Below are 23,523 nucleotides of genomic sequence, written 5' to 3'. Positions count from 1 at the left end.
ACGAAAGGAGAGCCTCTTTTGTCTAAATTAAGAAAACAAAGCCGTCAACTGATCTATGCCGGACTTATCGGAGCAGGAGCTGTAGGGTTGGTGTTTGGAGGATATGTTATTTACAATGTCAAAACGATGGGGGATGTCAGGTCAGCTGTAGAAGCCCGTTATTTATCGGCATATGAGGAAAAGGAAGCTGAATTAAAGCAACAATGGGATTCGGGAGCACAAGGATGGGTTACGATTCGGGATATTGAAGCAGGTGAACCGATATTACCGGAGGATCTGAAGCTCATTGCTGTTCCGGATGCACAAGCACCGCGAAACCTCTGGTCCAGTACCAAGCAGATGGAAGGCCAAGTGGCCAAAATAGAGTTGAAAAAAGGAACAGCCATTACCACCGAGATGGTGTATGAGGATGTACCGGCTCCTCCCGATTTAAGAAATCGAGAGCTGCAAGTTGTATTACTGCCGTCCTCACTTGTTAAGGGAGATATTATTGATGTTCGTATTCAATTCCCTACCGGACAAGACTATGTTCTCTTATCGAAGAAAAAAGTGGAACGACTCAATGCAGCTACCTTATGGATTACGATGACGGAGGAAGAAATTCTGTCACTCTCAAGTGCAATTGTAGATGCCTATTTACATAAAGCTTCAATCTATGCCTTAACCTATGTAGAACCACAGTTTCAGACACCTGCAATCGCGACGTATCCTGCCAATTCAGAAGTGTTAAAACTGCTGGAGAGTGATCCGAATATTGTTCGACGAGCCGAGCAGGAGTTATCCAGACAGGTGCGAAGTTCGCTTGAAAGTTCACTGGCCGCCTCCATGACAGCACCGTCAAAAGGGGTTGAACAGGATGTGGCACAATCCTCAGTTACATATAACAGTCGTCCATCATCAAATAATCCGGCAACGTCGGATGGAGTAATGTGGAATGATGGTTCAGGAAACGGAGCAGGAGCTAATTCTGGAAGCGTAAATGATCCTACTGATGCTTCACAAACAGAACAACAGAGCTTGCTAACGGGTGGAGAATAGAGCGAAATCCGAGGTTTAATTTAGAATAATTCAGATAACAGGGAGTTTAAGAAAAAGAAAGGAGTTGTAACATCTATGCATACATGGATCTTTGCGGGTTTATGTGAGAAGAATGATCTGATGTTATATCTTTGCAAGATACTGGCTTCGACAGGCAACAAGGTTTTGCTCGTAGATGGAACCTTACAGCAGAAGTATGGGTACGGTGTAGGTGACAGTCAGCAGTCTTTGCGAATTACGGAATTTGAAGGATTTGATATCGCTTGTCATTTTGTTACTTCAGCAGCAGTAGAGAATCATCTTGAAGTAAATGGCGAGCGATTGGATAGTTATGACTATGTGTTATATGACATGGAGACCTCGCATTTTGCTTCACGTAATCTCTGGCTAACCGCTGATGTAAGAGTCTGGGTGAGTGATTATGAGCGTTACAATCTGGAACGTGGCAAGGGCTGGTTGAAGCGGTTGCTTGAAGAACAGTCATTACCTGGTGAGCTGTCATTTCAGCGGCTCTTAATTAACGGGGTTGACTGCAAGCTTGAAGCTCGTTATCTATGGGCGTATCTGGAAGGCAGTCCATTTGTGTGGACAGGAGAATCCTTAGTGCTTCCGTGGGATGAGTTAACAGCTGCGGTTAAGCTTGAGAATGAGCATCATCGCCGAGTTCATCTTGGACCTCTGTCACGAAATTACAAAAAATCGTTGTGTCGCGTGGTCGAGCAGTTAACAGGTTGGGAAAGTGTTCGCAGTCGCCGTGCGATGAAAGAAGCAGAGAGGATGAGAGCATGAGCACCATTACCTTTTGGAGCCCTTTTGCAGGAACAGGTTGCACTTCAAGCACATTAATTAGTGCTTATGCGATGGCACTTCACTACAGGACAAGAGTGTTACTTGTTAATGCAGGCCTTGCAGGAACTGGCACAGAAGCTGCTCTACCATCCAAAGATACGGATTCAGCGGATTTTATGTTCTCCTTTGAAGAGGGTGGCTGGGATGCGATTGAACGGCTGCATTCGAGCGGCAGTCTGAATAAGCACAATCTCAGGGATTATACCAAGCCACTTCTGAAGGAAAGACTTGATTTCCTAACCGGAAGAATTGATGAGATGGAACGTTCCCCGCAGGAACATGGTGAGACTGTGAAAAAGCTGCTAAATGTAGCTAACGAGTATTATGATCTGGTTCTTCTGGATGCGGATCATGCTGGTGTTGATTCACAGTTCAAGCTGCAACAGGCGGACTATGTTGTAATTAATCTAGATCAAAATATGCGAAATCTGGAGTTGTTCTTTGAAGAGATCCTGCCAGAACGAATGAACAATAAGAATATACATGTTGTAATTAACAAATACGATTCGCATTCCCGTGCAACGCTTTCCAATATTCGGCGCCAGTTCAGATACAAAGGCACGATATCTGCGATACCGTACACAACCGGATACCTGGATGCAATGAATCGGCGAGATGTCGCTAGATACTTGCAGTTGGAAAGTTTGACTGAGGATAAGGATATTCGTAAAGGGAGTTTTGCTGCAAGCATGAGCGAACTCGCTCGCCTGATTATGGACGGTGCAGGTATGCGCACAGTTCTGAAGAGGCTGGAAAGGGGAGCCTGAACCTCCGATGCTCTGGAATACCATATGGATAAGTTTGATTTTGATTCTGTGCCTGACTTATATCTGGTTCAAGTATAGAACGTTTCTTCGTGAAAAGAATGCTCGTGTTCCTGAACAGGAATCATTCACGATTGACATGTTGATTGAGAAGGTGAAGAACTCACTTCATGAGCTTAGTCATAGTCAGCTCGCGGATGCGGGTCTGCATGAAGAAGAATATCGTCGAAGAATTAATCAACGTGCCGAGATGAGAAAAGCACTGAAGGGCTGTGTCTCAGGCAGTATCAGCGACAAAACGTATGTCAAAAATCTGATAGGGGATCTCCTGACCCGAAGCATAGGGCTGAACAAATCAAATGTAGATGAAGTTATTTTGTTTGCAGAACCAGATTTGTTGACGATCCAGGACCGATTCGAAATTGTATTTTATCTGTACCGACAGCAATTCGGTGTGGATGCACTCTCCCGAATGATTGATACCTACGATCTTAGCAGACTGAGAATGGAGGAAGGTACGGACGATGGAGGAAGTTATTATATTTCTGAGGAGGATATTCAGTATGTGTTCGAGTGCGAATATCGAGAGCTTGGATTCAGAGAAAAGACAGATATCATCGTTCAACGTATCTACCAACATTATAAAGGATTCTCGGTTGTTGATGAGATAAGGGACCAACGTATTGACGGCGTTAGTGGTGGTGTTAGCGGTATGCTTGATGCTGTTCATAATATGGGACTTCGAAAACCGGCATCATGGAATGATTTGCTGGATCAAGGACTGGAGGATAATGCACATGAAGAACCGCTTAGCGGCATGGAAAGTGTCTGGATTTTCTATAAAGGTAAGTCCATTCATCTATCCTTTCTGTCCTTCGGCAGTATTCGTGAACTGAAAAGGGTATGCCAGAATATATACAAATACAATTATCCCGGACAGTTGTCGGAAGCAAGTGGATACAAGGTGAACGAGATGAAAGACGGCTCCCGTGTCGTTGTTGTTAGACCTCCTTTTGCAGAATCTTGGGCGTTCTTCGTCCGGAAGTTCGATATTCCGAATGCTTCACTTGAACAGTTAATTACGGGTAACAACGCAGATCTGCCAATCACATTGCTTCAATACCTGATGAAAGGAAGCCGGATCACAGCTGTGACCGGGGCACAGGGTTCTGGTAAAACAACGTTGCTTATGGCTATGGTCAAACACATCTATGCATCGTACACCCTTCGGGTGCAGGAGATGGCGTTTGAACTTCAATTAAGACGGATCTATAGCAGACGTAATATTTTGAGCTTCCGAGAGACCGAACACATTTCAGGTCAACAAGGGCTTGATTTGCAGAAAAAAACGGATGGTACCGTCAATATTCTCGGTGAGGTTGCGAGTGATGAGGTGGCCGCTTGGATGATTCAAATGTCTCAGGTTGCCAGTCTGTTCACCCTGTTTACCCACCATGCCAAAACGTTTCGTGATCTGGTCTTCTCCCTCCGAAATTCCTTGCTCAAGACAGGTATGTTCCAGCATGAGCATATTGCTGAGGAGCAGGTTGTGAGTGTAATCAACTTCGATGTTCATATGAAGAAAGATGCTGAGGGACGAAGATATATCGAACGAATTACGGAGTGTCTTCCTCGTGCGAATCAAGGTGATAGCGTGGAAGAGAGGGCAGGTTTTACATTTCATAATGTTGTGGAGTACAGAGATGGAGCGTATGTTGCAACAGCTCCAATCTCCTCTGGAAGCATGGTGGATATGCGAGACCAGATGACATTACAGGATGCCGAGAAATTTGAACTGTTTATGAAGCAACACTGGGGTGATCAGCATGACAATTAAATGGATTCTGCTCCTCGTATTAAGTATTTGTGCAGGGGGTTTGCTGATTACACTTCTGGTTTTAAGTATGTTACGTCACAGAGGAGGTGGTTCAACAAGTCAATCCGGCGTGATTTTTGTTCCTAGCGGGAAGGGATTCAAAGGACTGGGATCAATCTTGTTGCAGTCCTACCGTCTTGGAATGAAAGTGCCATTGCTATCAGCTTATATTCTACAGGTGCAGAAACGTATTTCATTCCGCCATGTTGGGGATGAGCCTTCACTTCGCAGGCTGACGATGACAGTGGTTCTGATCATTCTTGGAGGTTATGGAGGCATAAGTGTCTTTCTGTTTCTTCTGCAGCCGGGTATCGCTTTTGTAATACTTTCCGTACTCTGTGCTGTGGTGCTAAATAGCCTGGTATTGGATATGTGCCTCAGTCGTATGGAAAAAAGGTTGCTGGTGCAGATGTTGGATCTCTTTGCAGATGTAAGGCATCGGTATCATCAGCATGGCATGGTTGAGGAAGCGCTCTATGAAGCTGCTGAGGCGGGTACAGGAGAAGCCGCGGAACAGGTAAGACTGATCTACGAAGCTCTGACCTCTCCAGATCCGAATGAAGCACTTGAGCGTTATTATGAAGTGGCTCCCAACCGTTTTCTCAAAGGATTCGCCGGCGTTTCCTATATGGTCATGGAGTTCGGGGATAAGGACAGGGCACAAGGCTCTATTTATCTCAAAGGACTTGGTAACCTGACTCAGGAGATCCATCTGGAGATTTTACGGCGTGATAAATTGGATTACCTGCTCAAAGGACTTAATATCATCGCGCTAGCTCCGGTATTGTTCACCGCTCCAATCGAACGCTGGGCCAGAGTCAGTTTTCCAACGATGGATGAATTTTATCGCAGCAAAATCGGTTTTGTAACTAAAATATCGATCTATGTCATCATCATTCTTGCTTATTTGCTTCTGCAAAGGCTCCAGCAATACGATGAGACACGTTACCGGGCAGGGCATAAGCATTCATGGTTGGATCAGTTTCTGTACAGGCAGACCTTCATACGGAAATTGGCGATGTTGTTTGCAGCGAAACCTGGCAGTGCACAGTACAGTCAAACGATACGGCTCATGAGGGAGAGCAGTTCAGAGTTGAAATACGAATGGCTTGCCATTCGTCGAGTGATGTTATTCGCAGGTTGTTTGGTCCTTACAATGGTGTGCATCTTGCTGTTGCACCAGGTTGAACGTAACCACATCTTGTATGATCCAATCCGCGATGATCGAATGTTTGGTGCAATGGCTGAAGCGGATCTCAGGAAAGCTGAGGAAAAAACAGCGTTGGATCAATCCGTGTTGGAAAGTGTAGAAATGAACCGAGGAGCTACATACGAAGAAGTCTCCAAAGCGTTACAGCAGTTATCTCCAGTTCAGTTAGACCATGATACCCAGAATGAGACCATCACGCGCATTATGCAGAAACTTGAGGTGTATAACAAGCAATATGTACGCTGGTGGGAAATGATTATAGCCATTCTCATGGGTGCAGCGGGGTACTACATGCCCGTATGGCTTATGTTATTTCAGCGGAAAATGCGAAGGTTGGATATGCGACATGAAATCTATCAATTCCAGACAGTGATTTCCATTTTGCGTGAGATGGACCGGATGTCAGTTGAAGAGATATTGGAATGGCTTAATCGATTTGCCGTCATTTTCAAGCGCCCGCTGCAAAAATGTTTGTTGCATTTTGAACATGGACCAGAGCTTGCACTTGAACAATTAAAGGAAGAGGCGGGCTTGCCCGAGTTCCAGCGACTGGTTGATAAATTGCAGCTTGCCCTTGGCAAAATCTCAATACGTGAAGCCTTTGATGATCTCGAGAGCATGATGGCATTTTATTTTGAACAACGCAAACAGGAGTACAGCAAAATGATAGATGTCAAAGCATCATGGGGGAGAACCATTGGATTTACACCTATGTATGCCCTTATCTTTTTGTATCTGGTTATTCCATTGGTCGGTATGAGTTTCTTGCAGATGAGCATTTATTATGAGCAAATTCAGAAACTGTAGCACAATTCATCTGTGTGACAGTCTGAAATAGTTTAATAACTTATAACTTGGGAGGATTTATCATGAACAATGCATCAAGCGCTTTAAAGGTGGCAGCAGGGATATTTTTAACAATCGCTTTGATCACAATTGTAGTTCTGTTGTTTATTTCGGCTCAGGAGGCAACCAAGACGGCCCAGAACAATTTTGCTGATATCCAAACCGAGTTGTCCCAGGCTGCATTTACGGTGTATGACGGAACAACCATCAGTGGATCTCAGGTAACCAACGCACTACGTAAATATGCGGACAAGGAACAGTTTGGTATTAAAGTGATTACGGGTAAAAATGTAGCTGGTCAATGGTACGGTAATCAGTTGAATATTTCTCAGGATCTCAATAATGCGGATTATGGCTCTGTTATTGGACCTGAAGATAAGGTGGGTATTATTAACCAAACCATGAGTGAAAAAGACAATCAATATGTAAATCCAAGTGGTAAATTCAAAGCCATTATCGTAAAAGACCGTTCTAACGTGGTAAGAGGGCTGATCTTCCAGCAATCCTGACAGGAGTTGGTATAACATGTCCCGGAATACACAGCATCTCATGTTGTTTTGTACGGCGGTTGTCCTTTTTGTGACAGCCTGCCTGTACGGGCAACAGAATGTTAAGATTTTATCAGCGGCCTTGAACGACAGAGTACAGACAACAGCAGGCATGGAAGGTCGGCTGACAACAACACTGCGTACCACTAATCCGTATCAGTATAATGGTGCGGAAGTGTTGCATACCGTGAGACAGATGACAGGCACAGGCATTCCTGTGGAGGTAGATGGGACTTCGTATGTGATCGATCCACTTGTCAGCAAAACAGCGACGATTCCTGTCCAGCTCGATGCCACCTACAGACCAGAGTTTATACGAAATGAAACTGGAGAACTGCTCAAGATTGTTTTTTGGAAGGAGGCGAGTGTGAATTGATTAATGCCGCATCCAAGCTGCTTGCCGTATTGCTCGCAGTCCTTCTGCTCTATGTGTACCCAGCTGCTGAAACAGCCGATCGGCAGGATGATATAGCACGTATGACGGCTGTTCAGAATGTAACACGTTTTGTTGATGCTGTCCGAACGAAAGGGTATATTTCACCTCGAATGTTGGCTGATTTTGAGGAGCAACTGGCCCAGACGGGCAATGTGTATGATGTGTCGATGGAACATTTACATAAGAAATATGTACCTCACTATATAGACCCGATGGACAATAACAGTTTTAACGGGACCTATGAAGTGGTGCAGGATGGATATTATGCAGCTCAGATTCGAGAAAGACTATTCCCATCCTCAGGTGTGATACCGGTTGATGATCCTGGCCGAAGATATACGTTGACGACAGGGGATTTTTTTACCGTGACGCTCCAAAATACAAATCGTACACCTTCCATGCTCATTCGTGAATGGTTGAGTGGCACGGTTCAGGCTTCAGCAGTATTTGTAACATACGGAGGTATGGTCCTCAATGAAGATTACTGAACTATCCATTGTATTTGTGTTGATCTTTTTCCCGCTCTTTTGGATCATCTCACTCCATACGCAAGATGCCGAGGAGGCTCAATATCTTGGCCAACGATACAGATCTGCACTTCAAACTGCAGTCATGGATGCAGGTGCAGTGATGCATCAAAATGAGAAGCAAAATGATGAAGCCGGTTATGATTCAACCAAGTTTGTTAAAGCCGATAAGGAACTTGCCTTGTTGACATTTACGCAGACGATGGCTTTGAATATGGGGATTCAGAATGATCCTGCAGCTATTCGAAACATGTTTAATTACATTCCTGCCGTAGTTATTCTGGATTATGATGGCTATTATATGTTGTCCACAGAAACAGAGTTGACAGGTAACCGTGAAGATTCTTTAAGGCAAGTGTGGAGTCCCAAGAAACCTTATACATATTCAGATTCTAATGGTAACAGTATTAACTTTACACTGGACGACTACGTATATGCCTTTGACGCAAGCGCAGGGAAATGGATTGAAGGATTTCAAAAAGAACTGGCCTCAAGCACACAGATTCCTTTACTTCAGAATACCAGCGTATTTGAGCAAGTTAGACAAAGCCGGATTGTGACTGCTGTACAGGATGATCTGGCTGATGTGATTAACCGCCATAATGAGTTTGCCAGAAAGAACGGTATTTCCTATACGTTTACGATGCCCCTGATTGCGCAGGAAGATTGGTACAACTCCATTAACGATACAGGGATTATGGCCTTTATCCAAGGTATAGGTGTGGGTGACCAAAAGATCAACAATTATGCGATCGGTGGAGGCAGACTTGTGAAGAAAACGGCCATCGTAGGTGGGGTAGATCCTTTAACGGGTATCAAGTACTATTACCCCTCCACATGTGGTAATGGTTACCGTGCTGAAGAGGTGTTTACAGACGCAAAACAAGCAGCTGCACAAGGCTATTTTGAATATAAATGCTCTAATCGTTAGGGTAGCCTGTATGATAAAATCATGTAAGAGGTTCCTGAACTGTTTACATTACTTTCAGAAAAGACGGGACCTGTGCTAGAATAGGGTTTCGGAACAATAACAAAAGTAATGTCTAATAGATAGGAGCAACCTCATCTTATGAGTTTATTGTCAGTAGAGAACGTAAGTCACAATTTTGGAGATCGCACGTTATTTAAAAATGTATCGTTTCGTTTACTTGCCGGAGAGCGTGTAGGACTTGTTGGTGCCAATGGTGTGGGTAAATCCACATTAATGAACATCCTTACCGGTAAATTGCTTAAAGATAGTGGAAAAGTAGAATGGACACCTAAGGTACGTTATGGATATCTGGATCAGCACACGAAGCTTACCCCAGGCAAAACTATTCGTGACGTGCTTAAGGATGCATTCCTTCCGTTGCTTGAATTAGAAAAAGAAATGATGAATATTACGGACCAGATGGCAGATGCAGATCCAGATAAGCTGGAGCAGTTGCTGGAAGAAATGGGCGATATTCAGGAACAACTGGAACAGGGCGATTTTTATCTGATTGACGTAAAAGTGGAAGAGATGGCCAATGGTCTTGGTTTGTCCGCAATTGGTCTTGATCGGGATGTCGCAGCTCTAAGTGGTGGGCAACGTACCAAGGTGCTTCTTGCCAAGCTTCTGCTCGAGAAACCTACAGCTCTTTTGCTGGATGAGCCGACCAACTATCTGGATGTAGAACACATTGAATGGTTGTCACGTTACCTGAAGGACTACCCGCACGCGTTTCTGTTAATCTCCCATGACACGGAATTCATGAATGAAGTCGTAAATGTCATTTATCATTTGGAATTTGCCAAATTAACGCGATATGCAGCGAACTATAACAAGTTCCTTGAGATGGCTGATATGAATAAAGCCCAGCATATTGATGCGTACGAGAAACAGCAAGAGTACATCAAGAAACAGGAAGATTTCATTCAGCGTAACAAGGCACGTGCTTCAACTTCTGGTCGAGCGAAGAGCCGGGAGAAGCAACTGGACAGAATTGAACGTATTGATCGTCCAGATGAAGCGGCCAAACCAACGTTCAAATTCAAGGATGCCCGCGCGAGCAGCAAAACGGTCTTTGAGGGCATTGATTTTGAAATTGGATATACGTATCCTTTGCTGCCTAAAATGACAATGACAATTGAACGTGGTGAAAAAATTGCCATCGTAGGTTGTAATGGTGTGGGTAAATCAACTCTGCTGAAAACCATCCTGGGAAAAATATCTCCACTCAGTGGAAAGACTTTCTTGGGAGATTATCTCGAAACGGCCTATTTTGAGCAGGAAGTTCGTGCTGGGAATATCACGCCTATTGAGGATGTGTGGAATGAGTTTTCACATTTGACCCAAAATGAAGTCCGGGGTCATCTCGCTCGCTGCGGGTTGAAAAATGAGCACATTACCCGTCCGCTTAACATGCTGAGTGGTGGAGAGCAAGCCAAGGTTCGTCTATGCAAACTCTTGATGCGTGAAAGCAACTGGATTCTGTTCGATGAGCCGACGAACCATTTGGATGTCACAGCTAAAGCTGAGTTACAGCGTGCCTTGCAAGAATTCAAGGGAACGGTGTTGCTGGTATCTCATGAACCTGATTTCTACGAGGGTTGGGTTACCAAAACATGGAATGTTGAAGAATGGTCTGAGAAAAACTAGACAATTCAAGCAACGCTTAATAGAAATGAACGGTGACAAAAAAATCCTTCTATGGTAACATAGGCTACAACTTCATATGAACACTAGGGGGGCCGCACGATGTGGCTGAGATGGAAGAATGCGATTCCGGACCCTTTGCACCTGATCTGGATCATACCAGCGTAGGGAAGTGGCGAGCGCGTTTCAGTGAATGACGTGAGCAAACGGCAATTCGAAAGAATTCAACCGTCTTGCTTAGTAAATTGAAACATGCAGTTGCGTGTATAACGTTATGGCTATAAGGTCTATAGCTTTATTGCACGAAATGAACTGTATGTATCAGTCAGTCATCTGGTCCTATAATTAATACGCAGCCACTCCCCTACGGGAGTGGCTTTTTTGTGTTTTCATAGCATTCACGCATGGAAGGAGATGAAAAGTACGGTAATTTCTCATGAACGTGTACACGGATCATTTGAACTGCATGTTGTATCTACGGGTGTAGGGAATCAAGCATCTTTTGTAAAAGTTGCAAAGGACGTTTGGCCATGGGTGGACTACATCCATATACGAGAGAAACAACTCTCGTGGCAACAAAAGATCGGTTGGGCTGAAAGTCTGCGTGGTGTTGGCGTTCCGTCTTGTCGCATCGTTATCAATGGTTCAGAACTGCCATCACAGAATGACATCTATGGCGGTGTACATTGGGGGCAAGAGGCTATACGTAACTACAACCCTGCTGTTATAAGCAATATCCAGCGAATTCGTCTGGGTGTATCTGTTCATTCAATCGATGAGGCAAAAATCGCTGAAGAACGGGGAGCCGATTACCTTTTCTTCGGGCATGTCTACTCAACCAACAGTAAGCCTGATCTTGAACCAAGAGGATTATATGCTCTGGCTGAAGTGTGCTCTGGTGTCTCCATTCCTGTCATGGCGATTGGGGGCATCGAACCGGGAAACATTCACGCTATTCGCTCTGCAGGCGCACAGGGAGTCGCTGTGATCTCGAATGTATGGGCGAGTGATTCCCCGGATCGGGCGGCTGCATTATTAAGGCAGTCTATCGTGGCTACAGAAAGTCTGAGGCGCTGAATCAAGGAGATGAGAGGATGAAAGAGATCGTTACTGATAAACCGGATAAAATTCATGCAGAAACGATTATTGTAGGAGGAGGCGTTGTTGGTTGTGCCATTGCGTATGAGCTTGCTTCCCGTGGACAGGATGTGCTGTTGCTGGAGCGTTCGGTGATTGCGGGAGGCACTTCTTGTGCGGCGGCTGGAATGCTGGCGGCAGATAGTGAGGATTTTGCTCATCCTTTGATGGCTAAGCTCGCCAGGCAGAGTAGACAGTTACTTATCGAGCAACAGGTGCTAATGGCTACACTCAGCAAGGTAGAGGTTGGTCTGCAACGTCAGGGATTCCTAACTCCTTTTCGTTCATACAGTGAATTAAGTAGTTACAAGGACAATCGGAAGTTTGCGTTGTCTGATTCTGCTGATGAGGTGTGGTGGGATCGTTCCGTTGTGCAACAGGAGGCATCATGGCTTAACAGAGATACGTATGGAGCCTATTACAGACCTTACGAGAGTGAGATTCTTCCAGTCCATCTAACGAAGGCATATGCTGAATCCGCTCAAGCATTGGGAGCACGGGTTATGGAGGACATACAGGATATACGTGTGCAAGCAAACGAACACGGCGTGCAGGGAATCACCACATCGATCGGTGAGATGAAATGCAAACATGTCATTATAGCGGCTGGATTACAGAGTGAAGAGTTGATGAGACATGTGAATCTGAGCTTGCCTGTGTGGTCGGTAAAAGGTGAAATAGCCGCCGTTCAGTTCTCAGATGAACATGCAGGGTACAGACCTGATAGAACGGTGTATGCAGAGGATATCTACATTGTTCCCAAAGCCAATGGAGAGGTTTGGCTTGGGGCAACCAGTCTGCCAGGCAGAACGGATTTGAACGTTTCTGTACAGGGTGTTCAGAAGCTGCTAACAGCGGCTACCCACTGGGTGCCTGGGATGAAGGAAGCACAATTTATACGAGCGTGGGCAGGCGTAAGACCGGCAACTCCCGATGGACTGCCTTATATAGGTGCTTGCAAGAGTATACCCGGGTTGTTCGCCGCCTTTGGACATTACCGCAACGGTATCTTGCTTAGTGCGATAACAGGCAAGCTTATCGTTGAGTTGCTCGCTGGCAAAAGCTCAGAAGAACTCGGAATTGAGGCGCTGAGCCCTGAGCGATTGAACAGAAAGGGAGTGGTGCAGTGAATATCATCGTTAATGGTCAACGGATGGAGATTGAAGACAGATTGAATCGTGTGGATAAATTACTCCAATCTTTTGATTTGCAAGTCAAGACTGTAGTTGTAGAGCTGAACAAGCATATTTTAACCCGTGAGTATCATGAAACGACGGCATTAAGAGAAGGCGATCGAATCGAGATTGTACATTTTGTAGGAGGCGGTTGATGATGTTGAACATTGGTAAATATACGTTTGAGTCCAGATTGTTGCTTGGAACAGGTAAGTTTTCGGATCTGGAAGTGCAAAGTCAGGCTGTGGAAGCATCTGAAACGGAAGTTTTAACCTTCGCTGTTCGTCGTCTGAATCTGGAAGAGCGTAACCAGAAGCATTTCCTGGATACGTTGGATCTGGATAAATACACACTTCTTCCGAATACGGCAGGGGCTTCCACTGCGGAAGAGGCGGTGCGGATTGCCGAGCTTGCGCGGGCTTCAGGACTTTGTGATATGATAAAAGTCGAAGTCATCGGAGATGGAATTACGTTACTCCCAGATCCGATTGAAACGTACAAGGCTTGCGAAATTTTGCTTGAAAAGGGCTTCACGGTATTGCCTTATATTTCAGATGATGTCATTCTGGCCAAAAGGCTGCAATTACTTGGCGTACATGCTGTAATGCCTGGTGCTTCTCCCATCGGAGCTGGCAGAGGCATCATCAATCCATATAACCTTGAGATCATCATTGAGCAGGCCGTTGTACCTGTAATTGTGGATGCAGGATTGCGCTCCCCAAAAGATGCTGCTTATGCGATGGAACTTGGTGCCGATGGCGTATTGTTAAATACAGCCGTATCTGGATCAGGGGATCCAGTGAGCATGGCTAAAGCGATGCGATTGGGGGTAGAAGCGGGTAGATTGGCATATGAGGCAGGCATGATTCCCGTAAAGCGTTATGCAGCAGCCAGTAGTCCGGTGGAAGGAATGGTTCATACATGACAGATCAAATAACATCTTCCGAGCAGGCCGATCGTTATTCCAGACAGGAACGGTACGCGCCACTTGGCAAGGAAGGCCAGGCCAGATTAAAGGGCAGCAGAGTTTTAATTGTAGGCGCTGGCGCACTCGGAACAGGAATTGCAGAAACGTTAGTTCGTTCAGGAGTCGGACACTTAACGATTGTGGATCGTGATTATGTGGAGTGGAGTAACCTGCAGCGGCAGCAATTATATGTAGAACAGGACGCGATGGAGCGGATACCGAAGGCAATGGCGGCGGAAAAACGTTTATCTGCCATTAATTCCACGGTTCATGTGGAAGGGAAAGTGTTGGACGTCAGAGTAGATGAGTTGGAAGAACTCGTTCAGCATACAGACTTGATCATGGATGCAACGGATAACTTTGATACCCGACTACTTATTAATGATATGGCACAGAAGCACGGTATTCCCTGGATTTATGGTGGATGCGTAGGTAGTTATGGTATTACCTATACGTTTATGCCCGGAGATACGCCATGTTTAAATTGTTTGCTGGGTGAAGTCCCTCTGGGTGGAGATACCTGTGATACGTCTGGCATCATACCTCAAGCGGTACAGATGGTAACGGCGAATCAGACAGCAGAGGCGATGAAGTTACTTAGTGGCAATGCAAATGCATTGAGACGTAAGTTATTGTCATTTGATGTGTGGAGGAACGAATACATATCCATCAATGTGGATGGTGCGAAAAAGAAAGACTGTCCTTCCTGCGGTACTTCGGCAACGTATCCATATCTTTCTGCGTCCAATCTGGAGAAAACAGATGTGTTGTGTGGCAGGGACACCGTTCAGATCCGACCTGCACGGCGCATGAATCTGGATCTTCAACATACATCAGATCGCCTGAACAGGCTTCAAGAAGGAAAAGTGGAATCCAATCCGTTTCTGGTTTCTTTTACAACAGGAGTCCATAGAATGGTCATTTTCCAAGATGGACGTGTCCTTGTACACGGAACAAAAGACACAGCTGAAGCACGTACGCTTGTCCATCGTTACTTTGGTTAAAGCAAGAAAGAAGCAAAGTCTGTTCCCTTAAGGGAATGGACTTTTTCATTTTACGGCATGCTATCTGTACCAACCATTGCTGCGAGCAGTGGGGATAGAGACAGGCCGGGTGAAAAAGAGTGAAAACAGCCATTTTGCTGATTGGAGCAGGAGAGCAGGTCAGCCTTATTCAGGATGTTTTATGTAGCGAAGGGTATGAAGTGCAACGAATGGAGTGGTCTGAACTAAACCAATCCGTCGAGCCTTCGTTGTTGCATATTAACCTGATCATCCTGGTAGACCGGGAAAAGGGGACGAAACATTGTGGCCAGGATCAGAAATTAGAATTAAAACGATGGTTAGATAAAGGTCAGGTTATACCTCTACTGGTTATTACTTCAAATGCATCTCCTCAGTTCATCGTGGAATGGCTGGATTATGGAGCTAATGACGTGATGGAGGAACCTATCCACATGACCGTAATGCTTGCCAGAATACGAAATTTATTGCGTGTTTTTGCGAATGCAACACCAGAGGGCGAAGAAGTAATTGTAGTTCATGATCTTAAAGTGAATTTGCGTTCAAGACGGGTAAATCGTGCGGGTGAATACCTGACATTAACACCAAAAGAGTACGAATTGCTGGAATTTCTGGCCCTGCATGTGAATGAAGCATGTACCCGGAGTGATATTTTGCGGGAAGTATGGGGATATGAGTATGCGATGGATACCAACGTTGTGGATGTGTATATCAAACATCTAAGGGTTAAGGTGGATAAGGGAAGAAGTGTGAAACTGATTCATACTGTGCGTGGGATCGGTTATATGTTGCATGATAAAAATTAGATTACTAGGTTAGTTCCATGAATCACCAGTTTAAAGTGTGGCAAAAAGAGGGTAAAAATAAAAGACCGGATAATAATCCCCGGTCCTTACTCATTAGCTATAATGTGAATCTAAAGTACACGACGAGCTTTAACATACGTTCTCTTCCAAGTACCAGAGTCCAGATCAGAGAGGGTTACGCCTGGAGATCCGTACGTATGCAGAATCTTACCATTTCCCGCATAAACGCCTACGTGAGTGACATTGGAACCGGTAGAACGGCTACCACTTGAGAAGAAGACCAGGTCGCCGACACGCAGATTAGCTTTGGACACAGCTTTACCTTCTTTGGATTGTTTCACGGAAGTGCGCGGCAAATCTACACCATACTTTTTGAAAATATATTTCATAAAAGAAGAGCAGTCAAAAACTTTGGTTGTTGTAGTTGAAGCACCAAATTTATATGGAGTTCCAGTAAATTGTTTACCATAGTTAACAATCTGTTGACCTGTGGATACAGAAGCAGTTGCTGCCTGTGCAACAGGTGCGTTAGTCATTAATACAGCTCCAAAACCTAGTGTAGCGCACAACCCGACGGTTACGGCCTTTTGGACAAAGATGTTTGTTTTCATGTTAGTTAGTACCTCCAAAATTCGTTTTCGTTAAGTTGCTAGAGCGAGTATAACAGCTTTGTAACAGCCTAGAAATTGGATAGGGGAGTGTAATCCCTTGCGCCACAATGGTTTGGGTATGTTTATTAAAATATGATTAAAAATGTCAAAAAATTAATCATTGACGAATGAAGAATAATGATGAAACAACAAAGACCCTTGAATATCAAGGGTCTTTATTATGTGTGAACCTATTTTCTTGATTGAATCACTGGTTACAAAAACGTAATAAATAACTATGAAGCATACGAATAGATTCAATCTTTGCTCTGAATAATCAGTAATAAGCCGCTATCAATAGTGACTGTACCGGAGGAGCCTAAAAGCTGGTTGCTTACACCCAAGGATTGTCCCATGCGTATGGTGGCTTGATCTAGTGGATACATAAAACCATCTAGAGTTATTCCTGTAACTTCATGAGTCAAGGGGAGCAGAGAAACATATTTATAGTCCCGGTGCTCAACTTCAGCTTTGGATGTGGTCAGTGTCATGTAGTTGTGCTTGTCCTGAATGGCACAGGAGATATGATGCTGCATCGCGCGAACCATGATATGTACATTGGCGAGTGTGTGATCCATACGTGTACCTGTAGCACCTAACATTAAGATATGAGAAGGTTCGTAATCTAGCGCTGTCTCAAAAGCCATTTCTGTATCAGTGAGATCTTTATGAACAGGGTCACATGTAATGAATCGAATGCTATTGTTACTTACAATAATACGTTCCTCTTCATTAATGGAGTCGAAGTCACCAACTGAAATGTGTGGCTGAATGCCGTGTTCAATTAAAAATAATGCACCGCGATCGGCCGCGATGATCATATCATCTTCTCGTATTTCCTGAAGTAATTCTACAGATAAGTTTCCGCCTGTAAAAATAATAATCCGTTTCGCCGTCATTTTATTTCATCCTTCCTAATTCAGAGAAAAATAGTTCATAGTCCAAATATAATGTTGGAACCTGTACAAATATATTCACCAAACCAGTATAATCCACAAAATGTGGTTGCACAATTTAAGTGCTCGCGGATACAATGGGTAGAGCGACATGGAGATGACTTGAAAAGTGAGGTTTGAACAGGTTGGACTTACACATTTTTGAAGTATTCAGCATTATAGGCACTATCGCATTTGCAATGTCCGGCGCTTTCGTGGCAATGGAAGAGGAGTATGACATTCTGGGTGTACTAGTGCTTGGACTTGTCACGGCATTCGGAGGCGGGATTATCCGGAATGTACTTATAGGTATACCTGTAACGACACTATGGAGTCAGGGATCACTTATTATGTTAGCCTTAGTATCTGTAGCGATTGCGTTTATATTACCTCTCAAGTGGATTAGTCACTGGAAGCGAACAGAGGCGTTGTTTGATGCAATCGGACTCGCAGCATTTGCAATTCAAGGGGCGCTGTACGCGGCGAACATGGGACATCCTATTAGCGCAGTTATCGTTGCGGCAGTGATGACCGGTATTGGTGGGGGCGTTATTCGTGATGTGCTTGCTGGACGTAAACCGCTTGTATTGCGTGACGAAATCTATGCTGTATGGGCAATGACAGCCGGATTTGTTATAGGTATGGGTTGGTTAACAACGAATGCTGGATTATTATTTTGTTTCGCGGCCGTTGTGTTCTTCCGGATGTGTTCTGTACATTATAAATGGAAACTGCCACGTCGTTCGCTTGTACCATCTGAGACCGGAAACGTCAGTCCTCAGCCGGAGAACATTGTGACACAGCCAACATCGTCGGTACTTCAAGGTACGTTAAGCAAGGGGGATTAATATGATTAATGTGTTGTTTGTATGTCTGGGTAATATATGTAGATCACCAATGGCTGAAGCCGTTTTGCGTCACAAAGTCCTTGAGAAGGGGCTTGAACACCAGATTCGTGTGGACTCAGCGGGTACAGGGGACTGGCATGTTGGTAAACCTCCGCATGAAGGGACTCGAAAATTGCTGGATTCGTACCGGATTTCTTATGCCAACATGGCAGCAAGACAGTTCGCCAGCGAAGACTTTACTCAATTTGATTACATTGTGTGTATGGATAATTCCAATGCAGATAATGTGCGCAACGTTCCAGGCGGAGCTGAGGCGGACATCATCAAGTTCATGGACATGCTTCCCGAGGAAAAACTCAGAGAAGTACCTGACCCATATTACACAGGCAATTTTGAAGAGGTGTACGAGCTGGTTAACGCAGGCTGCGATGTTCTGTTGAGTAAGATTGAAGCGGAACATTCCTTAGCCTAAAAAGCAAACGAAATTCATGCTTAATTTGTAATTCGACAAAGAAGCAGGATTAGAGCACTTAAAGCAAGCAGGATATCCTGCTTCTTTTTCAGGTTACAATTGTAAGCGGTATCATTAAAATGAAAAACAATAGCGGCATTTCAGCCGCCTGTTAAAGTGGTCCTTTTATCTTTCCTGGAGAAAATAAAGTAATGCTTCGGGCAATTCCTTCTGCCAAAAACCCCATTGGTGTTTTCCGTCTTTCTCCTGGTAGGAGACGAGGGCACCACGTCTTTCCAACAATTCTCGAGTATCCCGGTTTAATTGAACGAAATCATACGTGCCCGTGTCTGCCTCAAAATCAGTTTCCTGCAAACCAACAATCATCCAGATCGAGAGCCAAGACAGATCTTCAGCTGCGGCATAGATTTCCTGTGAAGCAGAGTAGAAGGCGCCAGACATGCTGATCACACGTGTGAAAAGATCCGGATATAACAGAGCAAGATGAAGCGAAACACTGCCACCGAGCGAGTCTCCGGCAAGAATGCGTTCCTGCGGAGATGGACGCACAGGATATTTCTCTTCTATATAGGGAATAATCTCTTCAGCGAAGCAAGCGGTATATGCCTTGAACCGATCTCCAAATGGAGCATATTCCTGCGTTCTCACAGACACATCGACCTGAACCCCTACAATAATGAAAGGTTCGGCTCCTTCGTCCAGAATAATTTGGTTAGCTGTTGTAGCAATTCGTCCGAAATTAAAAAATTCTTCGCCATCCTGACAATAAACGACAGGGTAGCTAAGCAATTCGTTATAGCCCGGAGGAAGGTAAATACGGAGCGTTCGCTTCTCTCCGAGATAGCGACTTTCAATCTCTTCCTTCACAATCGTGCGTTTCAAATAGCGGGAATCCGTCATAAAACGTCACCTTTCTCGGTTAATTTTTTGCATTCGACCGCGCAATACGGTAAGATTACCCTTGTGCGGGGTTAGGTCAAACACGCAATCATGTATTATGCTGTTATACCAATATTAAGCCCCTGTTATACATACAATCCGGTAGGAAACATAAAAAAAATACGGATTTCTTTGACGTATGGAGTGAAACAGGTGTATAATAATATTATAACAGCGGAACTTGATATTCAAATTTTTTGTTGAGGTGAAGAAAAAAATGAGCAAGGTTCCTTATGAAGTGTATACAGAGGATGTAGAAGCTCTGTCCGTGCTGTCTCCTGACGGCGAAATTGTTAACAAAGACATGATGCCTACACTTTCCGATGATCAATTAAAAGAAATTATGTACCGCATGGTATTTACCCGTACTTGGGATGACCGTGCAGTAAACTTGGGCCGTCAAGGTCGTCTTGGTTTCTATGCTCCAGTATCTGGTCAAGAAGCGACAATGGTTGGTAGTGAATTTGCAATTGAAAAAGAAGACTTTGTATGTCCTGGCTATCGTGACATTCCGCAACTCGTATGGCACGGACTTCCTCTTTATCAAGCATTCTTGTACTCCCGTGGACACCAACATGGTGGACAAATTCCAGATGGCGTTAATGTATTGATGCCACAAATCATCATTGGTGCACAAATTCTGCATGCAATGGGTATCGCTATGGGTTACAAATTGAAGAAACAAAAACAAGTTGTTATCACGTACACAGGTGATGGCGGTTCTTCTGAAGGTGACTTCTATGAAGGTCTGAACTACGCTGGTGTATACAAACTGCCTGTTATCTTCTTTGTACAAAACAATGGTTATGCCATCACTACTCCTTTTGCTAAACAAACTGCAGCTCTTTCCATCGCTCACAAAGCGGTAGCAGCAGGTATCAAAGGTGTTAAAGTTGACGGTATGGACATCTTCGCTGTTATCAAAGCTGTTCAGGAAGCTGCTGAGCGTGGACGTAACGGAGAAGGCGCAACATTGATCGAAGCAGTAACTTACCGTTTCCGTCCTCACTCCCTTTCGGATGATGCTTCCAAGTATCGTACAAAAGAAGAAGAGGCAGAATGGTCTGCTAAAGATCCTATCGCACGTTTCGCTAAATATCTGGAGAAAAAAGGTCTTTGGACTGAAGAAGATACAGCACGTGTGAAAGAAGAAGCAAAAGCTAAAGTAAATGAAGAGATCAAAAAAGCGGAAAAAACCGAGAAAATGACGATTTCAGGCTTGATCGACAGCATGTTCGAACAAACGCCTAAGCACTTGGAAGAGCAAAAAGCTGATTTCCAATAAGTTTTTTCCGATAAAGCATAAACATCCGCGACTTTAATGTCCCGGTATACATGTACGAATTCAAATGTGAACTGTCAATGTTTAAGGAGGAAATGAAGCAAATGGCACAAATGAACATGAAAGAAGCAATCCGTGATGCGCTTCGCGTGGAGTTGAAACGTGATCCTAACGTTCTGCTTTTCGGTGAAGACGTAGGTAATGTAGGCGGCGTTTTCCGTGTAACGGAAGGTCTGCAAAAAGAGTTTGGCGAAGAGCGTGTATTTGATACACCACTGGCTGAGTCCGCTATTGGTGGTCTGGCTGTAGGTCTGGGTGTACAAGGCTTCCGTCCGGTTGCTGAGATCCAATTCGTTGGTTTTATCTTCGAAGCCCTTGACCAAATGGTAGTGCAAGCTGCTCGTATGCGTTTCCGCTCCGGTGGAAAATACAATTCTCCAATCGTATTCCGTACACCATTCGGTGGCGGCGTAAAAGCGGCAGAATTGCATACAGATTCCCTGGAAGGTCTGCTCACGCAAACACCAGGTATCAAAGTCGTAATTCCTTCTAACCCTTACGATGCAAAAGGTCTGATGATCGCTTCTATTCGCGATAACGATCCTGTATTCTTCATGGAGCACTTGAACTTGTACCATGCTTTCCGTGCAGAAGTGCCTGAAGAAGATTACGTTGTTGAATTGGGCAAAGCGAACGTTGTTCGTGAAGGTTCTGATGTAACGATCATTACTTACGGTATGATGGTTCACACTTCTGTGAAAGCAGCAGATGAACTCGAAAAACAAGGAATCAAAGTTGAAGTTATCGACCTTCGTACGGTTAGCCCGATCGACATCGATACTATCGTTGCTTCCGTTAAGAAAACAAACCGTGCAATTGTTGTACAGGAAGCTCAAAAGAGCGCAGGTGTTGCAGCTGAAGTCATTGCCCAAATCAATGAAAAAGCAATCCTGCACTTGGAAGCGCCGGTTCTGCGTGTAGCTGGTCCGGACACTGTATATCCATTTGCACAAATCGAAGATACATGGCTGCCTAACCCGGCGCGTATCATTGCTGCGGTTAACAAAGTCGTAAATTTCTAATTTAATCATCTGACATGCCGCAAGGCGCAGTATGGTGATTCACACCGCAGCGCAAGCTGCACTGTAAACAGCCATTAGCCCCTTGAGTAACAGTTATTTGCATTAGCAGTAACAGTTGTTTCTTGGAGTTAAGGGTTGTTTTCAGGACTGAGCACATAATCAAGGAGGTTTTTCAGTTGGCTAAATTTGAATATAAATTCCCTGAATTGGGCGAAGGCCTGCACGAAGGCGAAATCATCAAGATGCACATCAAAGTCGGTGACAAAGTAACTGACGACGACATCATCATGGAAGTACAGAACGACAAAGCGGTTGTAGAAGTACCTTGTCCGGTTAACGGAACAGTTACAGAAGTATTCGCTAAAGACGGTCAAGTCTGCCACGTTGGTGAAGTTGTAGCGATCATCGATGCAGAAGGCGAACTTCCTGAGCAAGACGACGCTCCTGCTGGCGATCAAGGCGAGCAAGAGAAAGATGCAGCTCAAGGCGGAGCTGACACAAGCGGTTCTTCTGCAGCAGCTTCCAGCTCGGATGCAGCTAAAGAAGGCGGCAACAACAGCGTTCCGGCAGTACCTGCCAAAGACGTTCTGGCAACACCAAGCGTGCGTAAATTTGCTCGCGAACAAGGTGTAGACATCGCTCAGGTTAACGGCACTGGCAACAACGGTAAAGTAACCAAAGAAGATGTTGAATCCTTCAAAAACGGTGGCGGTTCTTCCGCAGCGGCATCTTCCGAAGCTCCGGCTCAAGAAGAGAAAAAATCCGCAGCACCAGCAGCTGCAGCTGATCAACACGTTGAAGAAGAGCGCGTACCATTCAAAGGTATCCGTAAAGCGATCTCTAATGCAATGGTTAAATCGGCTTACACAGCACCTCACGTTACAATCATGGACGAAGTGGACGTAACTGAATTGGTTGCTTTCCGTACTCGCATGAAACCAATTGCAGAGAAAAAAGGAACAAAAGTTACTTATCTGCCATTCATCGTTAAAGCACTGGTTGCGGCTTCCCGCCAATTCCCGGCTCTGAACGCTATGATTGATGAAGAAGCTAACGAAATTGTTTACAAAAAATACTACAACATCGGTATCGCTACAGATACAGACAACGGCTTGATCGTTCCTGTTATCAAAGATGCTGATCGTAAATCCATCTGGATGATTGCTGATTCTATCCGTGATCTGGCTGCTCGTGGTCGTGAGGGCAAATTGAGCGCGAATGAAATGAGAGGAAGCACAATCTCCATCAGTAACATCGGTTCTGCTGGCGGTATGTTCTTCACTCCAATCATCAACTTCCCTGAAGTTGCTATTCTCGGAACAGGACGCATCAGCGAAAAAGCAGTGATCAAAGACGGCGAAGTAGTTGCAGCACCTGTAATGGCTCTTTCCCTGAGCTTTGACCACCGTATCATCGATGGCGCAACAGCACAAAACTTTATGAATTACATTAAACAGCTGCTCGCTAACCCTGAGCTGCTTGTTATGGAGGTGTAAG

At 44.7% G+C, this 23,523-nt stretch carries 24 protein-coding genes and 1 riboswitch; of the genes, 21 read left to right on the top strand and 3 right to left on the bottom strand.

Annotated elements, in window-relative coordinates:
• Positions 1 to 18: 18 nt before the first annotated feature.
• The 16 genes from V6668_RS17740 (at position 19) to V6668_RS17665 (ending at position 15,818) form a co-directional block, all read left to right on the top strand.
• Positions 19 to 1,038: an SAF domain-containing protein gene (locus tag V6668_RS17740; RefSeq protein WP_338706310.1), complete on the top strand. Its 1,020-nt coding sequence runs from the start codon at positions 19 to 21 to the stop codon at positions 1,036 to 1,038.
• A gap of 75 nt (positions 1,039 to 1,113) precedes the next feature.
• Positions 1,114 to 1,827, top strand: coding sequence for a hypothetical protein (locus V6668_RS17735; RefSeq protein WP_017688052.1), 714 nt, complete (start codon positions 1,114 to 1,116; stop codon positions 1,825 to 1,827).
• On the top strand, positions 1,824 to 2,654 hold the full coding sequence (locus tag V6668_RS17730; protein WP_338706308.1) for a hypothetical protein: 831 nt from the start codon (positions 1,824 to 1,826) through the stop codon (positions 2,652 to 2,654). The genes V6668_RS17735 and V6668_RS17730 overlap by 4 nt, the downstream gene beginning before the upstream one ends.
• 7 nt (positions 2,655 to 2,661) lie before the next feature.
• The gene (locus V6668_RS17725) at positions 2,662 to 4,488 is read left to right on the top strand and encodes an ATPase, T2SS/T4P/T4SS family (protein WP_338706307.1); all 1,827 of its coding nucleotides are present in this window, start codon (positions 2,662 to 2,664) and stop codon (positions 4,486 to 4,488) included.
• Entirely contained in the window at positions 4,478 to 6,544 is a 2,067-nt protein-coding gene (locus V6668_RS17720; RefSeq protein ID WP_422395219.1) for a hypothetical protein, read from the top strand. The genes V6668_RS17725 and V6668_RS17720 overlap by 11 nt, the downstream gene beginning before the upstream one ends.
• Positions 6,545 to 6,606: 62 nt before the next feature.
• Positions 6,607 to 7,092 carry a hypothetical protein gene (locus V6668_RS17715; RefSeq protein ID WP_017688056.1) on the top strand — a complete coding sequence of 162 codons (486 nt, stop codon included), beginning with the start codon at positions 6,607 to 6,609 and terminating at the stop codon, positions 7,090 to 7,092.
• Between the two features lie 16 nt (positions 7,093 to 7,108).
• Positions 7,109 to 7,507 (top strand): hypothetical protein, encoded by a 399-nt coding sequence (locus tag V6668_RS17710; RefSeq protein WP_076250224.1) that lies wholly within the window; start codon positions 7,109 to 7,111, stop codon positions 7,505 to 7,507.
• Positions 7,504 to 8,055 (top strand): hypothetical protein, encoded by a 552-nt coding sequence (locus V6668_RS17705; protein WP_338706303.1) that lies wholly within the window; start codon positions 7,504 to 7,506, stop codon positions 8,053 to 8,055. The genes V6668_RS17710 and V6668_RS17705 overlap by 4 nt, the downstream gene beginning before the upstream one ends.
• Complete coding sequence (locus V6668_RS17700; protein WP_338706302.1) at positions 8,042 to 9,025, top strand: hypothetical protein; 984 nt, start codon at positions 8,042 to 8,044, stop codon at positions 9,023 to 9,025. Before V6668_RS17705 ends, V6668_RS17700 begins: the two co-directional genes overlap by 14 nt.
• A gap of 138 nt (positions 9,026 to 9,163) precedes the next feature.
• Positions 9,164 to 10,714: an ABC-F family ATP-binding cassette domain-containing protein gene (locus V6668_RS17695; protein ID WP_036613631.1), complete on the top strand. Its 1,551-nt coding sequence runs from the start codon at positions 9,164 to 9,166 to the stop codon at positions 10,712 to 10,714.
• Between the two features lie 75 nt (positions 10,715 to 10,789).
• A riboswitch (TPP riboswitch) is annotated at positions 10,790 to 10,899 on the top strand.
• 226 nt (positions 10,900 to 11,125) lie between these two features.
• On the top strand, positions 11,126 to 11,788 hold the full coding sequence (locus V6668_RS17690) for a thiamine phosphate synthase (RefSeq protein ID WP_338706301.1): 663 nt from the start codon (positions 11,126 to 11,128) through the stop codon (positions 11,786 to 11,788).
• A gap of 17 nt (positions 11,789 to 11,805) precedes the next feature.
• Positions 11,806 to 12,978: a glycine oxidase ThiO gene (gene thiO, locus V6668_RS17685; RefSeq protein ID WP_338706300.1), complete on the top strand. Its 1,173-nt coding sequence runs from the start codon at positions 11,806 to 11,808 to the stop codon at positions 12,976 to 12,978.
• Positions 12,975 to 13,178, top strand: a complete 204-nt coding sequence (thiS, locus tag V6668_RS17680) for a sulfur carrier protein ThiS (RefSeq protein ID WP_036613636.1) — start codon at positions 12,975 to 12,977, stop codon at positions 13,176 to 13,178. The genes thiO and thiS overlap by 4 nt, the downstream gene beginning before the upstream one ends.
• Positions 13,179 to 13,180: 2 nt before the next feature.
• Entirely contained in the window at positions 13,181 to 13,948 is a 768-nt protein-coding gene (locus V6668_RS17675; protein ID WP_338594985.1) for a thiazole synthase, read from the top strand.
• Positions 13,945 to 14,994 carry a ThiF family adenylyltransferase gene (locus tag V6668_RS17670; RefSeq protein WP_338706299.1) on the top strand — a complete coding sequence of 350 codons (1,050 nt, stop codon included), beginning with the start codon at positions 13,945 to 13,947 and terminating at the stop codon, positions 14,992 to 14,994. Before V6668_RS17675 ends, V6668_RS17670 begins: the two co-directional genes overlap by 4 nt.
• A 119-nt stretch (positions 14,995 to 15,113) precedes the next feature.
• The gene (locus tag V6668_RS17665) at positions 15,114 to 15,818 is read left to right on the top strand and encodes a response regulator transcription factor (RefSeq protein WP_338706297.1); all 705 of its coding nucleotides are present in this window, start codon (positions 15,114 to 15,116) and stop codon (positions 15,816 to 15,818) included.
• 110 nt (positions 15,819 to 15,928) lie between these two features.
• Here the strand turns inward: V6668_RS17665 and V6668_RS17660 are convergent, their stop codons facing one another.
• Both V6668_RS17660 and V6668_RS17655 read right to left on the bottom strand, forming a co-directional pair.
• Positions 15,929 to 16,429, bottom strand: coding sequence for a C40 family peptidase (locus tag V6668_RS17660; RefSeq protein ID WP_036613641.1), 501 nt, complete (start codon positions 16,427 to 16,429; stop codon positions 15,929 to 15,931).
• A 296-nt stretch (positions 16,430 to 16,725) separates the two neighbouring features.
• On the bottom strand, positions 16,726 to 17,367 hold the full coding sequence (locus V6668_RS17655) for a thiamine diphosphokinase (RefSeq protein ID WP_100527390.1): 642 nt from the start codon (positions 17,365 to 17,367) through the stop codon (positions 16,726 to 16,728).
• A 182-nt stretch (positions 17,368 to 17,549) separates the two neighbouring features.
• Between V6668_RS17655 and V6668_RS17650 the strand changes: the two genes are divergently transcribed.
• Positions 17,550 to 18,251: a trimeric intracellular cation channel family protein gene (locus V6668_RS17650; protein ID WP_036613646.1), complete on the top strand. Its 702-nt coding sequence runs from the start codon at positions 17,550 to 17,552 to the stop codon at positions 18,249 to 18,251.
• Position 18,252: 1 nt separating this feature from the next.
• Complete coding sequence (locus tag V6668_RS17645) at positions 18,253 to 18,723, top strand: low molecular weight protein-tyrosine-phosphatase (protein ID WP_282321103.1); 471 nt, start codon at positions 18,253 to 18,255, stop codon at positions 18,721 to 18,723.
• A 165-nt stretch (positions 18,724 to 18,888) separates the two neighbouring features.
• On the opposite strand, the gene V6668_RS17640 is transcribed toward V6668_RS17645, so the two are convergent.
• The gene (locus tag V6668_RS17640) at positions 18,889 to 19,623 is read right to left on the bottom strand and encodes an alpha/beta hydrolase (RefSeq protein ID WP_338706295.1); all 735 of its coding nucleotides are present in this window, start codon (positions 19,621 to 19,623) and stop codon (positions 18,889 to 18,891) included.
• A gap of 256 nt (positions 19,624 to 19,879) precedes the next feature.
• Here V6668_RS17640 and pdhA point away from each other — a divergent pair, with 256 nt between their 5' ends.
• The 3 genes from pdhA to V6668_RS17625 all read left to right on the top strand — a co-directional run bounded on the left by pdhA (position 19,880) and on the right by V6668_RS17625 (position 23,522).
• On the top strand, positions 19,880 to 20,947 hold the full coding sequence (gene pdhA / locus V6668_RS17635) for a pyruvate dehydrogenase (acetyl-transferring) E1 component subunit alpha (protein ID WP_017688072.1): 1,068 nt from the start codon (positions 19,880 to 19,882) through the stop codon (positions 20,945 to 20,947).
• A gap of 101 nt (positions 20,948 to 21,048) precedes the next feature.
• Complete coding sequence (locus tag V6668_RS17630) at positions 21,049 to 22,026, top strand: alpha-ketoacid dehydrogenase subunit beta (protein ID WP_036613653.1); 978 nt, start codon at positions 21,049 to 21,051, stop codon at positions 22,024 to 22,026.
• A gap of 176 nt (positions 22,027 to 22,202) precedes the next feature.
• Positions 22,203 to 23,522, top strand: coding sequence for a dihydrolipoamide acetyltransferase family protein (locus V6668_RS17625; protein ID WP_338706293.1), 1,320 nt, complete (start codon positions 22,203 to 22,205; stop codon positions 23,520 to 23,522).
• Position 23,523 lies beyond the last annotated feature (1 nt).

The organism is Paenibacillus amylolyticus (assembly GCF_036894225.1).
In the GTDB taxonomy this organism is placed as follows: domain Bacteria; phylum Bacillota; class Bacilli; order Paenibacillales; family Paenibacillaceae; genus Paenibacillus; species Paenibacillus amylolyticus.
The sequence above is the reverse complement of the archived record's forward strand: the minus strand, read 5'-3'. Positions and strand labels throughout refer to the sequence as shown.